The 20,967-nt window shown below is 47.8% G+C and carries 18 protein-coding genes, 1 pseudogene and 1 riboswitch; of the genes and pseudogenes, 13 read left to right on the top strand and 6 right to left on the bottom strand.

Going from position 1 to position 20,967, the window contains the following annotated elements; translation table 11 throughout:
- Positions 1-108 precede the first annotated feature (108 nt).
- A riboswitch (TPP riboswitch) is annotated at positions 109-222 on the top strand.
- A 418-nt stretch (positions 223-640) separates the two neighbouring features.
- Entirely contained in the window at positions 641-2,425 is a 1,785-nt protein-coding gene (gene thiC, locus D829_RS0120350; protein ID WP_026081306.1) for a phosphomethylpyrimidine synthase ThiC, read from the top strand.
- Between the two features lie 534 nt (positions 2,426-2,959).
- Here the strand turns inward: thiC and D829_RS0120340 are convergent.
- The 4 genes from D829_RS0120340 to D829_RS0120325 form a co-directional block, all read right to left on the bottom strand.
- Positions 2,960-3,646: a hypothetical protein gene (locus tag D829_RS0120340; protein ID WP_017690770.1), complete on the bottom strand. Its 687-nt coding sequence runs from the start codon at positions 3,644-3,646 to the stop codon at positions 2,960-2,962.
- 179 nt (positions 3,647-3,825) lie between these two features.
- Positions 3,826-3,993 carry a hypothetical protein gene (locus D829_RS33785; protein WP_017690769.1) on the bottom strand — a complete coding sequence of 56 codons (168 nt, stop codon included), beginning with the start codon at positions 3,991-3,993 and terminating at the stop codon, positions 3,826-3,828.
- A gap of 465 nt (positions 3,994-4,458) precedes the next feature.
- The gene (locus D829_RS0120330) at positions 4,459-5,277 is read right to left on the bottom strand and encodes a zinc ribbon domain-containing protein (protein ID WP_017690768.1); all 819 of its coding nucleotides are present in this window, start codon (positions 5,275-5,277) and stop codon (positions 4,459-4,461) included.
- A gap of 73 nt (positions 5,278-5,350) precedes the next feature.
- Entirely contained in the window at positions 5,351-6,301 is a 951-nt protein-coding gene (locus D829_RS0120325) for a YafY family protein (protein WP_017690767.1), read from the bottom strand.
- Between the two features lie 84 nt (positions 6,302-6,385).
- On the opposite strand from D829_RS0120325, the gene D829_RS0120320 reads away from it, so the two are divergent.
- From D829_RS0120320 to D829_RS0120300, 5 genes are all read left to right on the top strand, one after another.
- Positions 6,386-7,081 (top strand): response regulator transcription factor, encoded by a 696-nt coding sequence (locus tag D829_RS0120320; protein WP_017690766.1) that lies wholly within the window; start codon positions 6,386-6,388, stop codon positions 7,079-7,081.
- Positions 7,074-8,162: a HAMP domain-containing sensor histidine kinase gene (locus tag D829_RS0120315; protein WP_017690765.1), complete on the top strand. Its 1,089-nt coding sequence runs from the start codon at positions 7,074-7,076 to the stop codon at positions 8,160-8,162. Before D829_RS0120320 ends, D829_RS0120315 begins: the two co-directional genes overlap by 8 nt.
- Positions 8,163-8,261: 99 nt before the next feature.
- On the top strand, positions 8,262-9,125 hold the full coding sequence (locus D829_RS0120310) for a D-Ala-D-Ala carboxypeptidase VanY (RefSeq protein WP_017690764.1): 864 nt from the start codon (positions 8,262-8,264) through the stop codon (positions 9,123-9,125).
- A 28-nt stretch (positions 9,126-9,153) separates the two neighbouring features.
- Positions 9,154-9,714, top strand: a complete 561-nt coding sequence (locus D829_RS0120305) for a VanZ family protein (RefSeq protein ID WP_017690763.1) — start codon at positions 9,154-9,156, stop codon at positions 9,712-9,714.
- A gap of 13 nt (positions 9,715-9,727) precedes the next feature.
- Positions 9,728-9,937, top strand: a complete 210-nt coding sequence (locus tag D829_RS0120300; RefSeq protein WP_017690762.1) for a hypothetical protein — start codon at positions 9,728-9,730, stop codon at positions 9,935-9,937.
- 139 nt (positions 9,938-10,076) lie between these two features.
- Here D829_RS0120300 and acnA read toward each other — a convergent pair whose 3' ends face one another.
- A complete protein-coding gene (gene acnA / locus D829_RS0120295; RefSeq protein ID WP_017690761.1) occupies positions 10,077-12,791 on the bottom strand; it encodes an aconitate hydratase AcnA in 2,715 nt (904 codons plus the stop codon).
- A 377-nt stretch (positions 12,792-13,168) separates the two neighbouring features.
- Here acnA and D829_RS0120290 point away from each other — a divergent pair, with 377 nt between their 5' ends.
- The 7 genes from D829_RS0120290 to D829_RS0120260 all read left to right on the top strand — a co-directional run bounded on the left by D829_RS0120290 (position 13,169) and on the right by D829_RS0120260 (position 19,866).
- Positions 13,169-14,173 (top strand): amidase domain-containing protein, encoded by a 1,005-nt coding sequence (locus D829_RS0120290; RefSeq protein WP_026081304.1) that lies wholly within the window; start codon positions 13,169-13,171, stop codon positions 14,171-14,173.
- Positions 14,174-14,311: 138 nt separating this feature from the next.
- The gene (locus D829_RS0120285; RefSeq protein ID WP_017690759.1) at positions 14,312-15,412 is read left to right on the top strand and encodes a D-alanine--D-alanine ligase; all 1,101 of its coding nucleotides are present in this window, start codon (positions 14,312-14,314) and stop codon (positions 15,410-15,412) included.
- 30 nt (positions 15,413-15,442) lie between these two features.
- Positions 15,443-15,766 (top strand): hypothetical protein, encoded by a 324-nt coding sequence (locus D829_RS0120280; RefSeq protein WP_017690758.1) that lies wholly within the window; start codon positions 15,443-15,445, stop codon positions 15,764-15,766.
- A 155-nt stretch (positions 15,767-15,921) separates the two neighbouring features.
- Positions 15,922-16,923, top strand: a complete 1,002-nt coding sequence (gene uvsE / locus D829_RS0120275) for a UV DNA damage repair endonuclease UvsE (RefSeq protein WP_017690757.1) — start codon at positions 15,922-15,924, stop codon at positions 16,921-16,923.
- Between the two features lie 98 nt (positions 16,924-17,021).
- Entirely contained in the window at positions 17,022-17,894 is an 873-nt protein-coding gene (locus D829_RS0120270) for an inositol monophosphatase family protein (RefSeq protein WP_036661747.1), read from the top strand.
- A gap of 55 nt (positions 17,895-17,949) precedes the next feature.
- The gene (locus D829_RS0120265; RefSeq protein ID WP_017690755.1) at positions 17,950-18,240 is read left to right on the top strand and encodes a hypothetical protein; all 291 of its coding nucleotides are present in this window, start codon (positions 17,950-17,952) and stop codon (positions 18,238-18,240) included.
- 303 nt (positions 18,241-18,543) lie between these two features.
- Entirely contained in the window at positions 18,544-19,866 is a 1,323-nt protein-coding gene (locus D829_RS0120260) for a stalk domain-containing protein (RefSeq protein ID WP_017690754.1), read from the top strand.
- 865 nt (positions 19,867-20,731) lie between these two features.
- Here the strand turns inward: D829_RS0120260 and D829_RS33780 are convergent.
- Positions 20,732-20,967 (bottom strand): annotated as a pseudogene (locus tag D829_RS33780) (hypothetical protein); the annotation flags it as partial.

Raw genomic sequence — 20,967 nt, 5'->3', positions numbered from 1 at the left:
GAATATAAAGGTTGTTTTTATGTTCCGGTTGCGCTACTCTGTTATGGACGGCCCAGCGGGGCCAGCTTCATTAAATATGAACGGCGGCTTATGTAAGCCGCAACTTGTTAACGTTACTGGGGGAGTCCGAATTGTCCGGACTGAGACGGAATCGCATGAGATTCCGGACCCTTTGCACCTGATCTGGATCATACCAGCGTAGGGAAGTAATCGGCGATATGACCACAACCACCACATGATGTGACCCTTGTAGGGCTCTGTTAAGGAGCTGCATGAAGGTGCATTATTGGTGATGGACATAAAAGTCGGTTCCTTCGGGGACCGGCTTTTTTATATACAGGGAACAGGCGATATAGCGCGGATTCTATGGGCTTCTTTTTCGATAACCTGCAAAAGTGGGCTTGGATGAGGGGGGAAGTCACCATAGATCCATGATCTGTGCTGACTTCCGGTCTGTTGTGAACTGTACATAAATAATGTCTCCCCTGGTCTGGTGTAGGATCGCTCTTTCTTCTCTGTATTGCGCATGATTGGGACAGGTACGTAAGCGAGCTAATGATGAAACCAACCAAACAAGCGACGAACACTGAGGAGGAGACAAGCGAACATGAGTACAGGAAATCAAACGGGACAACAAGCGATGGAACAGGAACATAACGGTCAGCAGGTGGAAAAGGAAACAGGGGCGGCCGGACGGGTTCAGCCCTTTCCGGGCAGCCGCAAAGTCTACATTCAGGGCTCACGGCCGGACATTGCTGTACCGGAGCGTGAGATAGCCCTTCATGACACGAATACTCCCCAAGGGGTGGAGCATAACGAACCGCTGCGTGTCTACGATACGAGCGGCCCCATGACCGATCCCGCATTTCATGCGGATATCCGTGCAGGTCTGCCATCCCTGCGCACACGTTGGATCACAGAGCGTGGCGATGTCGAAGCGTACCAAGGCCGTACAGTTAAACCGGAGGATAACGGACTAAAGCCCGGAGGGAAGAGAGCCGGCGCTGAAGAGTACCCCGGATTACGAGGCAAACCGCTGCGAGCACAGCAAGGACGCTGTGTGACCCAGATGCACTACGCGAGGCAGGGAGTCATTACGGCAGAGATGGAGTTCGCCGCCATTCGTGAAGGCGTGGAGCCGGAATTTGTAAGGCAGGAGCTGGCGAGTGGACGGGCCATTCTGCCATCCAACATCAATCACCCGGAGAGTGAGCCGATGTTGATCGGTCGTCATTTTCATGTGAAGATCAATGCCAACATAGGTAACTCTGCCGTCTCTTCCTCCATTGAGGAAGAGGTGGAGAAGATGAATTGGGCAGTACGCTGGGGATCGGATACGGTGATGGATCTGTCCACAGGCAAAAACATTCATACCACCCGGGAATGGATTATCCGCAATTCACCTGTGCCGATTGGTACGGTGCCGCTGTATCAGGCGCTGGAGAAGGTGAATGGCGAAGCGGAAGCGCTGACCTGGGAGTTGTACCGTGACACACTCATTGAGCAGGCAGAGCAGGGCGTGGACTACTTTACGATTCATGCAGGTGTACTGCTGCGTTATATCCCCATGACCGCCAAGCGAATGACAGGCATTGTGTCCCGGGGCGGGTCCATTATGGCAGCATGGTGTCTGGCGCATCATCAGGAGAATTTTTTGTACACCCATTTTGAAGAAATCTGCGAGATTATGAAAAGGTATGATGTGGCGTTTTCGCTGGGAGATGGACTTCGTCCAGGCAGTATCTACGATGCCAATGACGAAGCTCAGATGGCGGAACTGGCTACGCTTGGGGAACTGACGCAGATCGCATGGAAGCATGATGTGCAGGTGATGATCGAAGGGCCGGGTCACGTGCCGATGCACAAGATCAAGGAGAATGTGGACTTGCAGATGGAGATCTGTAAAGAAGCACCGTTCTACACACTTGGGCCGCTGACGACCGACATTGCCCCGGGTTACGATCACATCACATCCGCCATTGGTGCGGCCATGATTGGCTGGTTCGGCACGTCCATGCTCTGTTATGTTACGCCAAAAGAACATTTGGGCCTGCCCAACAAGGATGATGTGCGGGAAGGGGTCATCGCCTACAAGATCGCAGCTCATGCCGCCGATCTGGCAAAAGGCCATCCGCGTGCTCAACGCCGCGATGACGCATTGTCCAAGGCACGCTTTGAGTTCCGTTGGCGTGACCAGTTCAACCTGTCACTGGACCCTGAACGTGCGCTGTCCTACCATGATGAGACACTGCCGGCAGAAGGGGCCAAAGAAGCTCATTTCTGCTCCATGTGCGGACCGAAGTTCTGTAGCATGCGCATTACGCAGGACATTCGGGCCTTTGCCGCGGACAAAGGATTGTCCGAGAATGAGGCTGTAGCAGCGGGCATGCAGGAAAAGGCCGAGGAATATCGGACACGGTCCTAGGCGCCGGTACAGCGCAAGCTGGGAAGTCTGACATCGTATGAAGGTGAGAATACTGCTATCATGTCGTCTTCTTCATCTTATTGATCAGCTTCCTGATACTTTTTATCAGTATTATGGTTGATTGTCTAGCAGATGTTTAATAAAATGAATATAAGTAAACACAAATAAGAGTAGCCAGGCCAATGGCTACTCCTGCACAGCATTTGCGGTGGGTATTCCTCCGAGTGCAGCAAGTTCAGATGAAGTGACCCGTCAGGCCGTCAACCTGTGGCGGGTCACTTCTTTTTACGATCGATGTATGTCAGGAGCGCAATAATTAACATCGCGAACACGATTACGTCGTTAAAAGAGAAGTTCATAGGATCACCTCCCACTGGAGGCAAGCCTATTTCCCACCACAAATTGGCTGTACAAAGTGATTATACCATTTGAAATGCTCTTGTTCGAGAGCATTTTTATTTTGCAAAAGGAGTCAATATAGTAGTTTTCACATGTTTTTAGTGATTGTAATACTTCACTCCAAATCCGCTACTACTATCGAGTCACGCCCAAATTCTTCTCCAAATACGCCGCAAGCAATGCCAGCGGGCTATGGATTGGAATACCGCGATCTATTGTAATCTGTGCAGCTGCGGGAGCCATAGAGAGTTGGGCTGCCACTACCGTTTTACCCGGATACTGCTCAGCAATCTGCTGTAAGCCTTCACGTACCGCTTCGAGATACCCTTGCTGATCTCCACGCATAATCAACTCAAATGTCCCAGGGATGCATACCGCTTCCGTCTGAGATGTCTTGGCAACGTGTAGTTGCCCATTCTCATCCTCTTGCTGTAATGCCTGATTCACCCGTGCCATCGTTCCTTCAACGGTTGCCGGGTTGGTGAATGCTATTATGTAATCTCCTGGTACTCGCTGTATCTCCTGCAATAACGGATCATCTATGCCGATCACAGGCACAGGGACCTGTGTGGCTTCCTGCTCCAGTACTGTCGCAAACAGGGTACACGTGACCAGAATGGCATCGGCATGACACTCAGCGATCCATTGGAGCGTCTGGGCTACCTTCTCGTGAATGACAACCTCGGAAAAGTCAGCGTCATGTTTAAGACGGTCCAGACCTGGATCGACGTAATGGACCAATTCAACTTTATAAGGAGCAAGCGTTTCTTCAATTAAGGCGATGTTGGAATAATGAGCGTGAAAACAACCAATGGTGATCATGTGCTAAGTCCCCCTGTTACAGTTCGTATATGTCATGGATCTCGTAGATATTTAAACCATTATAGAAACATGTCTGAGAACTGTACAGTCGTTTATGGCTCAATGCCAATAACCGCCCTTCCGCCAAGCTGCGGAAAGACGGTCGATAACCGGATTCGAATAGGGTCCGGTGTCCATTTTTATCTAAGGGAAGGAGAAGCATTTTTCTTCGCCATTTTTTGCTGTAAAATTTCATGAAAGGATAGACCTTGAGTGTTCTCATTCTCCTTTTTAGGAGCAGTGGTCGCCGTGTTGCGCGGATATTGGTGATGGTACGGGATCATTTGCTGAATAGGCATGCGGATCATCTTGGTTCCTCCTTTGATGCGTTTTTTTGAATTATGTATTTCGACTGGTTACCATGCCAGGTGAGCATATAGGTACATGTGACTTATTAGACGAAATAGAAGAGTTTAAAGCGTAATTTCAATTGGATTGTAGTGATTTTACCCCGTATTCAGGAGATGTAAACGTTTTTAGGAAAATTCAGGAGTAAAGGACCTGATATGAGAGGTTTGATATGGGAGGATCGAATTGGTTGTTATGTGAATAGTCCCAATTTTAAGGAAGTCAATGGTACCCGCTTATGAGGCATATTGTCTGGTTAGATGATGCAAAGCATGCTAACTAACTTGGTACCATGGTCGGGTTGTTTAGGTGGTGATGTAGTTCCGGATATAACAAAAAACTGCCGAGTATACTCGGCAGCTTGCGTGATATGAAGAAGGATGCGAGGAAACTTTGATCCTGTCTGAGGTGCTATAGTGTTGGCTTTATCTACTTTGGCGAACAGCGATGTATATATCCACTTGTACACTTTCGGGATTCAGGCTACGTTCATCATACAACTCGAAATCTCCTGTGAATGTACGATCACTTTGTTTGTCCCATGCCCACACGGCTCCCCATGCTTCGTGAGCAACCTCCGCCATCGGTCCTTTTCTGGAAGTGAATACGGCGTAAGTTGCAGGAGGGAGTAGTATGTCGTCCAATCCTTCAGGCAATGATTCGTTCGTACTGACTTCATGGCCTACCAGTATGGTGTATTCTCCGGTTATCCCATCGGTGTAATCCGTGTAACAACCATAGCGAGCAACTTCAGGTGCAGGGAGGTGCTCTGAAGCAAAATAATTGTTCCAGAGTCCCTGAATACAGCCTTTGCCACTGATCTCAATGGCATTGGTTGTACGGGCGGATACGCCAGCAAGACGTTTGCCTGAGAGCGTGACATAACGAATTGGCTGGGTTGAGAACGAATAATCTGTTGTTACCTGACCAGGATTAGCAGAAGCAGTAGAGTTTTCAGCGAGAGATTCTGCATGTTGATCCGTTGTATTCGTGCGCCAACGCTTCAAAAAAGGAAGCTGGTTACGCAGCATCGAACGAGCGGATTCCTCATCCATGCCCTCGTCCTTCAGAATGGCAGTGCACATCTCCGTCATGCCTTCAAGTGACATACCGGGCTGCTCAAACTTGCCCTCTTTGTAACAATAGATACAGTATTCGCGGGTTGTGCTTCCATCTGCTTCCGTTCCGAATTGGGCAGGGGTTGTGAGCGGCATGCCGCAGCTTTGACATACAGTGACGTTCATGATTAGTTCCTCCTCATATATGTACAGATTGTATATATCTGAAGTATACGGGGAGGAACTGGACAGCTGTCTGTCAGGTTTGAGTCGGAGGTATATAATTTTGTACAATTTGCTCGGCGATACGGCAGATCTCGTCTCGAATATGCTGAGGTTCCAATACCTCAACGTCCGCGCCGAAGCCCAGAATGAACCCATATAACCAGCCATCCTCTGGGAAAGCAACCTGGTTGATATAATACCCAGTCCCATCAGGCATGACGTTCTCGATCCCAAACCATTCTTCCGCAATATGACGGACGCGAGGATGGAATTTCAAGGTTAACCTAGCTTGATTGTTCGGACGGCTCCATTCCTGTTGCCAGGGTCTGTCCTGTGGGTTGATGACTTTACGCTCGAAGTGCTCATTAGCAAGCGTGACATCTTGCATACGAACAAGCTTGAACATGCGAAATTGATTCCGCTCGTGGCAAAAAGCATACAGATACCAGGAATGCTTCTTGAGTACGATGGTATGAGGGTCGGCAGTTCGGTGAGTATGGATACCTTCCGCACTGCAGTAGGTAAAGGTTACGGGGCGTAATTGATCCATACCCCGTTCGATAAGTTCAAGCTTGATTTTCAGCGCTTCGGGATGCGTCCAGGTTGAATAATCAACGATGAATCGATTGGTATTGGCCTGAAAATCGTCATTTTTGGATTCAGGTACGATACTGCTGAGTTTTTCGACCAGAAGCTCACGCGCCGCATTAGCATGGGAAGTGGATACACTGCGCAGGGCAGTGACGATGGAAGCGAGGTCCTTGTCTGTTAATACGTTTCGATCCAGACGGTAACCCTCTGCCAGACCAATCCCGCCGCTTGCCCCCTGATACGTCACCACAGGGATACCGGCTTGACCCAATGTATCGATGTCCCGATAGATGGTCCGGATCGATACTTCGAACATATCTGCCAAGTCTTTGGCTTGTACCCGTCCACGATTGATTAGCAGCACCACGATGGCTAATAAACGCTCCAGTTTCATATGTATGGACTCCTTTCATTGGTTTATCTGTTGGATTCAAATATGTTATATTGTTGAGCATCACACATAGGAGTGGAATAAGCAATGAAGCGAATTACGATTCTGATCGCAGACGATGAAGTTGAGATCGCTGATCTGGTTGCTTTACATTTACAAAAAGAAGGATATCACACCATCAAGGCCTTTGATGGGAAGACGGCGGTTCAAGCTGTTCAGACTCAAGCGATAGACTTGGCGATTCTGGACATTATGATGCCTGGCATGGACGGGTATGAGGTGACCCGTAAAATTAGGGAGCAGCATCATTTACCGATCATTTTTCTGAGTGCCAAAACGTCGGATATGGACAAAATTACGGGACTCGTGATGGGCGCGGACGATTATATGACCAAGCCATTCAATCCGATGGAGCTTGTTGCCCGGGTTAACTCTCAGTTGCGTCGTTCTCTGCAATTCAGCCAGTCTGCGCCTGTGCAGCGCTCTATTCTGGAGAAGGGGGGGCTCATCATCATGCCAGATCAACATCGTGTTACACTCTACGGCAAACCAGTGGAACTAACACCGAAGGAGTTCGACATTTTGTATCTGCTCGCGAGCCACCCCAAGCAGGTGTTCAGTGCAGAAAATATTTTTGAACAGGTATGGGGAGAAGCCTATTACGAGAGTGGGAATACCGTGATGGTCCACATTCGGACCCTGCGTAAAAAGCTGGGAGAAGATGTGAACAAGAACAAGTTTATCAAAACCATCTGGGGTGTGGGGTACACGTTTAATGACTAAACGAAGAAGTTTTCGCACAACCATGATTATGTTGTTAGGGTTAAGCATGCTTGCCTCTGGTGCAATTACCTATGGCATTTACAAGCTTTTACAAGCCTATTATTCGGGTGTCCGTTTAGAAGATCCGCTTGCTGAATATCGTCATTTTATGAGAAGTATCGGAGATATCTATTTTTTCCTGCTCTTATTTATCCCGCTCGCCATTCTATTTTTCTTCTGGTTTACCAAGCCCTACGCGACGTATTTCAAGGACATTTCCACAGGAATCAGTCATTTGGCGAATGGAGACTTTCAGCATCGTGTACAGATCTCATCCAAGGACGAATTAGGTACGATTGCAGAGGATGTGAATCTGGCGAGTGAGAAGCTACGGGAAGCAGTGGAACGAGGGGACTTTGCTGAAAATAGTAAGGACCAGCTTGTCGTCAATCTGGCGCATGATCTGCGAACACCGCTGACGTCTGTGCTTGGATACTTGGATCTGCTCATGAAGGATGATCAGCTGACGGAGGAACAGGTTAGGCACTTTACGTCGATTGCCTTCACCAAATCACAGCGTCTAGAGAAGTTGATTGATGATTTGTTCGAAATTACCCGCATGAATTATGGCAGGCTGCCTATAAACAAGACACAGCTGGATCTTAGTGAGCTGCTGAAGCAGATGAACGAAGAACTCTATCCTGTATTTGAAAAGAACCAACTAGTCGCCCGATTAAAAATAGACACTGACCTTACGATCTCCGGCGATGGCGAGTTGCTGGCACGTGTGTTCGAGAATCTGCTGATTAACGCTGCACGACATGGCAAGGATGGCATGTACGTGGATATTAACGGATATCGTGATGCAGAACAGATCATTATTCAGGTGATTAACTATGGTGGACATATTCGTCCGGAGGAATTGCCGCATATCTTCGATATGTATTACACTGGAGATCGTGCCAGGACCCCTCAGGACGAGGGGACAGGCCTCGGCTTATTTATAGCTCGCAATATAGTGGAGCAACATGACGGTACGATCTCGGCCCAGAGCGATGTGGTGCGGACGTTGTTCGAAGTTCGTTTGCCCGTATTCCAATAAAGTTCGACGTCAAATTTAAGAAAAACTTTAAAATTGCCCTGCTTTTTCTTTAACTTGTTTTGTCTATCCTTAATGTATGAGGTAAAAGGAGGAACAAGTATGAAAAAGTGGGGCTTTTTAATATGTATCGTTTTGATCGGATATATCGTTACACAATCACCAGGATGGCTTCAGCAGAAGCATGAGTTGCCCATCGAGATTCAGAATACGCATGAAAATCCTGCAGGTTATACGGCATCCGTCACTGGAAATATTCATGATCAGGTACATAAGGGGAACTTGTTATTGGTTAATAAGCAATACCCTGTTGACGCGGAAGGGGTTAAATCCGATATTGTATATGTGGCAGATGAGGATGAGCTGCTTCGTGGATATGGAATCATGGATCAAAAAATCATGTTATCCCGGCAGGTGGCGCAGGAGTTTCAGAGGATGGTCGAAGCAGCAGGCGAAGAGGGAGTTCGATATTTTCTCATCAGTAGTGGTTACAGGGATTTTGCGAAGCAGGACGAGCTTTATCGGGAAAAGGGTTCAGACTATGCGCTTCCTGCGGGACACAGTGAGCACAATCTCGGGTTATCCCTGGATGTCGGTTCCAGCTTGGCTGCCATGAATGAAGCACCAGAGGGAGCATGGCTGGAGAAGAATGCATGGAAATACGGATTTATTTTGCGTTACCCGAAGGATAAAGTGCGCATCACAGGTATTCAATATGAACCATGGCACTTTCGATATGTAGGCCTGCCCCATAGTGCTGTCATGCATGATAATAATCTGGTGCTGGAGGAGTACCTTGAATTGTTAAAAGAAAAAGAGAACATTACTGTTGAAGTAGAGGGTGAGGCGTATCATATCCGCTATTACCGTGCCACCCAAGATATGACCGTGTACATACCTGAGCAAGGCCAAACTGAAATATCGGGTGATAACATGGATGGCGTCATCGTCACCGTAAAGAAATAACAGGGCAGTACAAAGGAGGAGGAGCAGCATGAAGCACAACAACCAGAAGAAAAACAAACATTACATCCTTTGGATTGCCGTTTTCATTATCTATGTATATCTACTTACGAAGCTGATCCTGTTTAAAGGAAGCTCAGTCGATTTTGGCATCGTGAAGGTTCGACTGATGGCGTTCTTGCAACAACCGGATTTGGTTCATACCCGAACCGTCAACCTGACACCATTTCAGGAAATCTCACGAGACTGGAACAGTCTGTCGTTACATCGTCCGGGAACCGCAATCCATCTGGTAGGCAATATACTGGCCTTTATCCCACTGGGCATCTTCATTCCTGTGTTGACGGGCAACAAGTTATTCTCTGGAGTAAAGGTACTCTTGCTTTCTCTGCTGCTCAGTCTGGGCTATGAAGTGACACAGTTAGTGACTGGCATGGGCATATTTGATGTGGATGATCTGATGCTCAATACGCTCGGCGGCTTGATTGGATACATTGTTTTCACTATGGCTATGGGTCTGAAAAAGGTGTTGGTGGGAGGAGAATCCCGCGGGACGACGAAAAAGTTAAATTCTAAGGAAAGTCACGTGTAAGGAGGGGAACAACTTGATTATAATGGCTGTACTGTTCATTAGCGCAGGGCTAATGTTTCTCGTGTATCCACATAAGGTAACGGATGCTTCAGAAAAACAGATTACGGAGCGATTGATCATGTCTAGATGGGTTGGAGGCTCGTTAATTGCTCTGTCGTGTTTGTTTCTGATCATGGGTACGATTCAACTGTTAGATCAAGCCTCACATCACATTGGGCATTAAAAGGAAGTTGGCCTTGAAGATTGATTTTTAAATGTATCCCGATTATGAAAAGCAAAGCCAAAAAGCTCCCCGCCACGTGCTGATTGCACGTAATGGGGAGCTTTTCTGTATAAATTCTTCACATTAATGATTCATGTAATTAAGCTTTTTTCATCATTTGACGCAATACGGTTTGCAGGATACCGCCGTTATGGTAGTAATCCACGTCAACCATGCTGTCCAGACGAGCGATGACAGGGAATTCGAACTGTGTACCGTCTTCACGAGTTACGGTAACTTTCAACTCTTGTCCTGGCTTCACATCATTGCTGAGGCCAGTAATGTCATACGTTTCACGTCCGTTCAGACCAAGGCTGGACCAGCCGTGACCTTCCTGGAATTGCAATGGCATTACGCCCATGCCGACCAGGTTACTACGGTGAATCCGCTCGAAGCTTTCCGCGATAACGGCTTTGACGCCGAGCAGGAATGTTCCTTTTGCCGCCCAGTCACGGGAGCTTCCTGTACCATACTCTTTACCAGCGATAACGATCAGGTTCTGTCCTTCATCCTGATACTTCATGGAAGCATCGTAGATGGACATTTCTTCGTCGGTTGGCAGGTACTTCGTAACACCGCCCTCAGTGCCCGGAGCCACCTGGTTACGAATACGAATGTTGGCGAATGTACCACGCATCATGACTTCATGGTTACCACGGCGTGAACCGTAGGAGTTGAAGTCTTTGCGCTCTACGCCATGCTCTTTCAGGTACAGTCCAGCTGGGCTGGATGGTGCAATATTACCTGCTGGTGAGATGTGATCCGTTGTTACGGAATCCGCAAGCAATGCCATAACGCGTGCAGAACGGATATCTGCGATATCGTTCAACTTGTCGCCAAGCTCTTGGAAGAACGGAGGATTCTGAATGTACGTGGAGTTCGGGTCCCACTCGTACAATTCACCTTCCGGTACAGAAATCGCATTCCAACGCTCGTTAGCTGTAAATACGTTCTCGTACTTGTTGCGGAACATCTGAGCGTTCAGGGAACTTGCGATAGTATCCTTGATTTCCTCGGAGGTAGGCCAGAGGTCTTTCAGGAATACAGGCTCATTGTTCGTATCATAACCGATTGGATCGGTTTCAAAGTCAATATTCACGGTACCCGCAAGTGCATATGCCACAACGAGTGGTGGTGATGCCAGGTAGTTGGCTTTAACCTGTGCATGCACACGGCCCTCGAAGTTACGGTTACCGGACAATACAGCCGCTACGGTCATATCGTTCTCAGCAATAGCTTCGCTCACTTCGTCCGGCAGTGGGCCGGAGTTACCGATGCATGTTGCACAACCGTAGCCGGCAACGTTGAATCCGAGTTTGTCGAGGTACGTGATAAGGCCTGCTTTTTCTAGGTACTCGGTAACCACAAGGGAACCTGGTGTCAGACTGCTTTTCACATATCCTGGTTTGGTCAGGCCGCGTTCAACTGCTTTTTTCGCCAGCAGTCCCGCTCCAACCATAACACTTGGATTCGAAGTATTTGTACAACTTGTGATCGCCGCGATCACAACAGCGCCTGCTTTCAGTTCACTGGTGGAACCGTTCGGGTGCTTCACAGGTACGGTTTGTTCGATTTTCTCATCGCTCAGCCCGTAGCCGCCTTTATCTACAGGTGTGCGGATGATGCTGTTGAAGCTTTCTTTCATTTGTGTCAGCTCGATGCGATCCTGTGGACGTTTTGGTCCTGCAAGACTTGGTACAACTGAGCCGAGATCCAGTTCAATCACATCTGTGAATTCAGGATCAACGGTGCTGGAAGTACGGAACATGCCTTGAGCTTTGTAATAAGCTTCAACCAATTCTACCTGTTCGTCAGGACGGCCAGTACTGCGCAGATAGTTCAACGTTTCACTATCGACAGGGAAGAAGCCGATGGTAGCGCCATACTCTGGTGCCATGTTGGCTACTGTTGCACGGTCAGCCAGACCCATGTTGGCAAGACCTGGTCCGTAGAACTCAACGAATTTACCAACAACGCCTTTTTTACGAAGCAATTGGGTAACGGTCAGTGCCAGATCCGTTGCTGTTGCGCCTTCACTCAGGCTGCCTGTCAGTTTGAAACCGATAACGTCGGGTGTTACAAAATAAAGCGGTTGGCCCAGCATACCTGCTTCAGCCTCAATACCACCAACACCCCAACCAACAACGCCAAGTCCGTTGATCATGGTGGTGTGGGAGTCTGTACCTACGAGGGAATCCGGGAATACAACGGTCTCGCCGTCCACGGTTTTGGTTGCTGCCACGGAAGCCAGATACTCCAGGTTAACCTGGTGAACGATCCCTGTGGATGGTGGAACTGCACGGAAGTTGTTGAATGCCGTTTGCGCCCAACGCAAGAAGCGGTAACGCTCTTCATTACGCTCAAACTCAACTTTGATATTGTAATCAAGTGCATCGTTGGTACCAAAAGCATCAACCATAACGGAGTGGTCGATAACGAGATCGACCGGTACGAGCGGGTTGATCTGTTTTGGATCGCCACCTGCTTTTTTCACAGTATCACGCATTGCAGCGAGGTCAACGACAACCGGTACACCGGTGAAATCCTGCAGAACGATACGTGCAGGAATGAATGGAATTTCCTTGTTATTATCACGGCCATCTGCCCAGCCGGTCAGTTGTTTTACATGTTCTTCGGTAATGGCACGTCCGTCGAATTGACGAATTGCTGCTTCAAGCAACACTTTAATGGAGAAAGGAAGCCTGGAAAGATCGCCGTGGCCGTTTTCCTGAAGAGCATCGAGACTGTAGTAGCGGTAAGACTTGCCTCCAACCTCAAGACTGCGAGCGGCGGAGAAATGATTCTTTGCTGACATACATGTACCTCCTTGGGATGTGTCGGTGAGATGAAGAAAACGTTCATTTAGGTGAAGAACAGGCCTTCATCGTTCCGTGTTCTTGTTCGTTAGTTTCATCAGATGAAACGTAATTTCATAATCATAACTTTAGTTTTAAGTATACCGTTTTCACCTCCGTACGTAAAGGTCTTTTTGCCTGATCAAGCAAGCTTTTGAACCGATGAAGGCGTTTTCGCGAAGCGAGCAGGAATAAGATATCTCGTGTACCTGTATTTGCCGAATTTTGGATCTCCCTCCTGAGCCGTGTACATACAACCGAGGACCCACTCATATGAATAGTAGGAGTTTATATACGCAATGAATTATTCCAGACAGAACTCATGCCAAAGGGGGACATAGGCTTGGAACGGGAATGGAAGAGTGCCTTATATACTTACGTGAACCAGTACAATCGCTGTGAGATCGACTACCGTCCACAGACCAGCGAACGGATCGTTACCGATCCTGACTTCGTGGTGGAACGGGGAGAGCGGATGGCAAGGCTGGACGAATGGTATCGTAAGCGGCGCGCCGTGCCTCTTCGCAGCGAGACCAGCGCCAAGCTTGTGCGCACGCTTATGGATGGCCAGGAAGAAGCGGTGGTGGATGTACAATTGTACAGCAGACTGTTCTACGAGAAGAGCGGGATTAGCCACCGGGAGGACCGGATTGAGCGGGAGCGATTAACCTTTCTGCGGCAGAGTGGTGGATGGATTATTGGACGGGTCGAGCGAGAAGTGCCGGAGCGTCGCCCTGCTGGGGAAGGACGTCCGTTTCAACAAGCTGATTTTGTACAGGCGATGAATCGGCCGCTGCTGAATCGGGAAGTGTTGGGTCAAGGAAGAAGCTCACGGCAACAGTCATATCGCAGAGATCTGGTGGTTGCCTATGCAGATCGGTGGTGGAATGCGGGGAATCCGGCATTTGAGGAATTTGATGTGGATTGTACCAATTACGTGTCCCAATGTCTCTTTGCAGGGGGCGCACCCATCCACTATACTGGTAGAAGAGAAGCCGGCTGGTGGTATAAAGGGTATGTGAACGGCTCCGAAATGTGGAGTTACAGTTGGGCAGTTTCCAACAGTCTGGAGCGTTATTTGTCAGGCAGCAGCTGGGGTCTGACCGCGACAGAAGTGGAGCGTCCTGAGCAGCTGATGCTCGGCGATGTTATTCTCTACGATTGGGATGGAGATGGACGATTTCAGCACAGCACCGTTGTGACCGCGTTTGATGCGGGCGGTATGCCGCTTGTTAACGCACATACGGTTAGTAGCCGTCACCGATTTTGGGATTACCGGGATTCTTACGCTTGGACGGAGCGGACGGTATACCGGCTTTTTCATATTGCAGATGAGTTTTGATGACGAAAGATTTTCGGGATGCGGTGACGCAGACATCCAGTTCCGTGTAAAATAAGACCAGGGTAACGCAAGCAGAATAACAAGGGTGCTGAGCATGCAAACATGACAGCATCAGGCACAGATAATCGGAGGGTACACATGAGTATGGATAAATTAAAAGTAGGCGTCGTGTACGGCGGAAAATCGGGCGAGCATGAGGTGTCGCTGCAAACGGCGTTTGCTGTAACAAACGCATTTGATTACGAAAAGTATGAACTGGTTCCTTTTTATATCTCCAAGCAGGGGACGTGGAAAAAAGGACCTGTCATGCATGCGCCGTTCGCGCAGATTGGAGATCTGAAGCTGGAGCAATCAGCGGGTGGAACGCAGGATGCGCTGAACGCCCTGTTTGGCCGTTTGTATGGCGGAGCAGAAGCGCTGGACGTGATGTTCCCTCTGCTACATGGTACGTTTGGAGAGGATGGTACCATTCAGGGTATGTTCGAGATGGCGGATATGCCATATGTAGGTGCAGGTGTACTGGCTTCGGCTGGCGGCATGGACAAAGTGGTCATGAAAAAGCTGTTTGCACAGGCTGGCATTGACCAATGTGCCTTTACGTATTTTAACGCGACACAATGGAAGCAGACAGAGCACGAAATGATCGTACAGGTCGAAGATCAGCTGGGATATCCTTGTTTTATCAAACCGGCGAATCTGGGCTCCAGTGTAGGCATCTCCAAAGCACGTAACCGCGATGAGCTGAAGACAGCTGTCGAGTTCGCACTTCGGTATGATACGAAGGTTGTCATTGAGGAGTTCGTTGAAGCCCGCGAAGTTGAGGTCAGCGTCCTCGGCAATGACGAGCCCATGGCTTCCGTTCCAGGGGAGATCGTATCTTCCGGTGAGTATTATGACTATGCAGCCAAGTATATTGATGGTCAATCACAGATGCTGATTCCAGCTCCACTGGACCCAGAGGCCGCAGATCGCATTCGCGAGGCAGCTTTGCAGGCGTTCCGTGCGATTGAAGGTAACGGCATTTCACGTGCGGACTTCTTCATTCGGAAAAATGACGGCGCCTTGCTTATTAATGAAGTCAACACCATGCCTGGTTTCACACCATACAGCATGTATCCACTTCTTTGGCGTGAGACAGGTGTATCGTATGCCGAACTGCTAGATCGCATGATTGAGCTGGCACTGGAACGTTACAACCGCAAGCAGGCACTGAATTACGAGAACGGCGTACAGGCGTAGCCTGCGACCACAAGATCAGGAGGGATATGCATGGGATTTCAGACTGAATTCAATTCCGTATGCAAGTTCAAGAATGAGCAGGAGCTGTTCGAACTGCTTGAATACGGACGCGGCAAAATGGTCAAACAGGGCTTCCGGGTATTTCCTACCGGCCAGAAAGTGATTGCATACACACCGGATAACGTGGCTGTAGCCATCGTCAAGATCGTGGTTTCCATTGCGGAGATCAACTTCCAGGGGCAAGAGGTAACCGAGGTGGAGATGCTACTTATCCGCAAATTGACTGAGGAAGAATCACGCATTCAGACTGCCCTTGCGGATGAGATGTTCTTTGGAGAGCAAGCACAGGAGTAGTTGTTGACTGTAGGTGCGGGTCGGAAGGACTGATTTGCCAGAATACGATTATGGTCACTCTTTTAGGGTAAAACTTGGTTATATACAGTGACGGTACATCCTGACGGCTGAATATGCCATGCGGGTTCTCCGCCCTAATAGAGAGGAAGAGATTCATGCTCGTACGCTTTGGTTACGTGGCAATGTCCGTGCTTATAGAGAACGCCTCGCCTTCCCGGACCATGACCATGTCGAGTTTCAACAAAATCGATGACAGGGAAGCAGCAATCCGCAAGCTCGAACGGATTGCAGCCGAGAACCTGCACAATACATTACGTTTGCTCAGGCACAACAAGGGTAGCCATATTCATGTATATCGCTTCTCTTCCAAATTGATTCCACTGGCAACACACGAGGACCTGAATGACTGGGACCCGTTCCCGGCACTGAAGCAGGACTTTGCGGCCATTGGTGATTTTGTGAAGGAAAATCATATGCGTGTGTCCTTTCATCCGGATCATTTTACCGTACTTAGTACCCCCCGCGAGCAAGTTCTGCACAACTCGATTCGCGACCTTCGTCATCATGTTCGGATGCTGGATGCTATGGGGCTGAATGCCACTGCCAAGAACAATATACATATTGGTGGTGCATACGGGGACAAGCCTTCGGCGGCGCTTCGTTTTGAAGAAAACTTTTTGAAGCTGGATCGGGATATTCAAGAGCGGCTCACACTCGAAAATGATGACAAAACGTTCAATGCGCCTGAGACACTGGCCGTGTGCCAGCGCCTGGGATTGCCCATGGTACTGGATATCCATCACCAGTGGGTGAACAACGAAGGAGAACAGGCATGGGATCTGTGGCCTGATATCCTAAAGACTTGGCAGTCACCGCTTGCCCAGGCAGATTCACCGGCCGATCAGCCATTGCCACCCAAAATCCATGTCTCCAGTCCGAAGAGCGAGAAGGATCTGCGAGGTCATGCTGATGGTGTAGAGGTAGAGCCTGTGCTCGACTTCTTGCGTCATATCGCAGCAGACACCCCAAGGCTTGACGTGATGATTGAGGCGAAACGCAAGGATGAGGCTCTTGTGCAACTGATGCAGAAGCTGGCATTCTATCACGAAGAGGGTGTGGAGTGGGTGGACGAGTCTACCGTCATCATTCATCAGTAGTGCCAAAAGGGGCTTGGGCAACGAGAAACTTTACGACCTGTGGGGCGTATACTTTTAACAAGTATTTCAACTTTTCGTAGATTGATATAGAAAGTAGAGTGAACGCTTTGAATGAGAAGGAAAAGACACCTTATGTCGTGACAAGCAAAAGCTATACTGCCGTTGCCATTAATGCAGCTTCCAAAGCTGGCGAATGGATCAAAAGCCGTCTTGGGACGGTAACTGAACTTGGCACCAAATATTCACCCCAAGATCTGGTGACCGAAGTGGATAAAGGAGCGGAGCAGATGATCCGCCGCCTGATTCTCACGCATTTTCCCCACCATGCCGTTCTGGGTGAAGAAGGCGTCGAACCGGGACCGGAAGCTTCGGCAAAAGCACTGAAAGAGACCGAGGAAGAAGAGTTCCTGTGGATTGTTGATCCTGTGGACGGAACGACGAACTTTGTACACGGATTCCCGTTTTATTCGGTGTCCATCGCATTGGCTCATAATGGGGAAGTCATTGTCGGCGTGATCTACGACCCTTCCCGTGATGAAATGTTTGTTGCGGAAAAAGGGAAAGGAGCTTATGTTCACGGAAACCGGATGCTTGTATCTGGTGAACAGGAACTGGCTCAGAGCCTGATTGCGGTTGGATTCCCGGCAGACACAACCTTTGCGTTACCACTGAATATGGCCGCTGTGCAGGCGCTTGCTCCGCAAGTTCGTAACTTGCGTGCAGGCGGATCTGCCGCCCTTCATCTGGCATATGTTGCCGCAGGACGTCTCAGCGCCTACACCGAAGTTGGACTGAAACCTTGGGATATTGCCGCAGGCGCGCTGCTGGTTGAAGAATCAGGCGGTAAGGTAACCGATACCATCGGAACGCCTTATCAACTGTCTGTGAATCATGTCGTTGCCAGCAATGGCAAAATCCATGATGCACTGACGGATGTGTTGAAGGAAGCGAAGGCAACCGGGCTGGAGTGAGTGTTCAATAGTAATAGTTAACGCATGTATGACTTTAATTAAAGGAGCGAAAACAATGGATGAATCCAAAGAACTGGAACGACGGCTCAGTGATATGCTGACGGAAGGGGACATGGAAGAGTCCGGCGACACCGATCAGCGTGAACGCCAGCTGATTCCTCCCAAATATGAAGTGCGAATCCAGACAGAACGTGATCCAATTGTCGAGGAAACGTTAAAGTACCGGAAGATGGCACGCGAAGTGGACGATCGTTATGATCGGTATCTGGAGCGAGCTACCGGGAACAAACCGGAGAGCGACACGGATCATTCGAATTCTGAGGACTTGGATAAGCCGCAATCTTAATTAATCACAGAACGTCATATCTGAACTTAGTAAATAACAGGCTCCCCATCAGGGAGTCTGTTATTTCATGTGTGTTCTCAGCAGAGAGGACAGCGCCTACTTTAAAATGATAGAATAGAGTAACACCAACCGATGTCATTGGAATGACCAATGTACTATATATTAGTGAGGTTGTTCAAAAAGTCCGCTTTTGATTACCAAGGATGCCTAGCTTCATCCCATCTTCTCGGTACTGAAAACCGACCTTTTTGAACACGTACATTTAGTGTAATCATAGATTCACGAAAAGGAGTGTTACCCTGAATGAAGCGTAAACGTATATGGGAAAATACAGCTGCCGGTTTAACGGCAAGCATGTTGGCAGGAATGCTGCTCTTTACATCATCTGCACTGCCTGCACACGCGGCTGACACCAAAACCGGTGTATTGCCAGCGGGTACTAACGAGGCTTCGCTTACTGCGAAGAAAGATGCAGTAGCCGTAACCAAGGAGTTCCGCATCGTCACATTGGGAGATTCCATAACGGTAGGTTATGAGCCCAACACAAAAGAATTGCCTTATGGTTATGTAGAACGTTTGAATGAGCAAGGTTTGCTGCATGGACGTACACAGGTGGACAACTACGGGATTGCCGGATTGAAAACCAGTGGCCTGAAAAACTTCACGACTGCAATTAAGGATGGCAAAACGCTGACTTCAGAAGCCATTCAACCAAGTCTTCCTGATCCAAGAGCGGGACAGATCGGAGCCAATACTGCTGCAATCCGGGAGAGTGTAGCGCAGGCGAATCTGGTTGCAATCACCATTGGGGGAAATGATGTATCTGAGCTTCTCGGTACAGCAGACAAACTGAGTGATCAGGAGCTGCAAGCGAAGGTAAAAGAATTACTCGCAACATATACAGCTAATGTAAGTGCAACGATTAATGATATCCATGCAATTAATCCGACAGCTACAATTGTCATCGCCGACCAGTATCAACCGATGCCAGAAGTAGCAGGCAAGGCACTCTATGCCAAATTGATGGAGGCATCCCAAGGCTTCACACAGACCATTGATGGAATTGCAGCTCAATTCACTGCTCAGGGTACCGATGTCAAAGTCGCACACGTGGCCAAGGAGTTTGTTGGTGGTGAAGGCACGATGACTCATATGATCAAAGATCGTGATTTCCACCCGAATCAATTCGGATATACAGCGATTGCCGAAGTATTTGCCAAAACGATCTGGGGAGATTACACCAAGCTGACTGCACCTGCGACAGGTGAACCAATGAACATTATCGTGAGTGGCAAAACATTGAATACACCGTACAAACCAATTATCCGTAACGGCAAAAACTTTGTGGCGATTCAAGACATCGTGAATGCGGTCGGTGCAACAACGGTGTGGGATAACAAAACTTCAACTGCAACGATTACATACGGAGACCGGAAGGTTGCCGTGAAGATTGGTGCCAATGCGGTGAAGGTCAACGGAGCATCCGTTACCGTGGATACACCTGCATTCCTGAACAAGGTAGGCAAAGAGTCCAAAACATATGTACCGCTTGCCATGGTAGCTGAAGGTCTTGGTTTTGACGTGCAATATGTAGCGAAGCTGAAAACTGTTTTTGTTAATCCGTAAATTGTATATACGTATTTATTAAATAAGGTTTGGAAATACGAAACTAATTAAAATGAGAATGCCGACACCTTCCTTTATGATTAGGAAGGCGTCGGCATTTTTACTTGGCAGACTGAATGAAATTATAAGGTTGTACTACTTTTGCGCTTTTTGTACAGATGGTGAATCCAGGTGAAGATCCATTCCATAATATGATATAAAACGGAAATGGATAGAGCGGACCAGAAATCCTGGATATACACCCCTTCAAAGATCGAGGCCAAAAAATAAATAATGATACTGTCTATTATTATTGTGACAGAATTTCTAGTATAAACTGAAACCCGTCTTTGTACACCATAGTTCAAGGCAGCAATGATAATAGGATGAATGATTGTTTCGAAGAATATAAATCCAATTAAAATAAATACAGAAAATATAATCCCATCACCAATCTGTTCAAAATATAAAGAATTACTCATTTCACCAAAAGTATAAAAAAACAAACTGTATAATGCTGTGAAAAAAGCAATAGGCACAATGATCAATAGAGATAATAAAGGGATAAGCCAAAGTCTTACGTTTACGGGTGGGGGTGTTTCTTTATCTCTGCGAGCTATAAACTTAATGACTTCATTTAGTGATACAAAAAGAAAAAGTAATAAAATAAAGAGAATAAGTATATGGGTAGAATTCATATTTCCTCCTTTGGAATTATTAGTATCTAAATTGCTTTAATTGCCATAAAAATAAAATATACTTTACTTCTTAAGAAGTAAAGTATATTTTTTCAACTAACTCAAGATTATGCTAAAAAAGTGATTTTTGATAAATTACAAGTAATAAAGTCTGATTGAGGTAAAAGTATTTTTAAATTACCTTTAATTTAAAGCCCTGCTAACCAAACAATGTATGTTGCAATTTCATAAGCCTCTGCTGGTGGAATTCCAATACTAACAAGCCCAGAAGCAATAATATTTTCTTGCCAGTTCGTAATAGAATCGAGTAAATCTGCAATTTTACTTGAATATTTGATCACAAAATTACCTGCACTAGGACTAAGTTTTGAGAGTAATTTACCTAGGTAGTCTCCACCGTAGCGAAGGGCAGAAGTGATTGCTT

It is taken from the genome of Paenibacillus sp. PAMC 26794 (genome assembly GCF_000316035.1).
GTDB lineage: Bacteria > Bacillota > Bacilli > Paenibacillales > Paenibacillaceae > Paenibacillus.
Note: the sequence above shows the minus strand (reverse complement) of the source record. Positions and strands in the feature narration are given on the sequence as shown.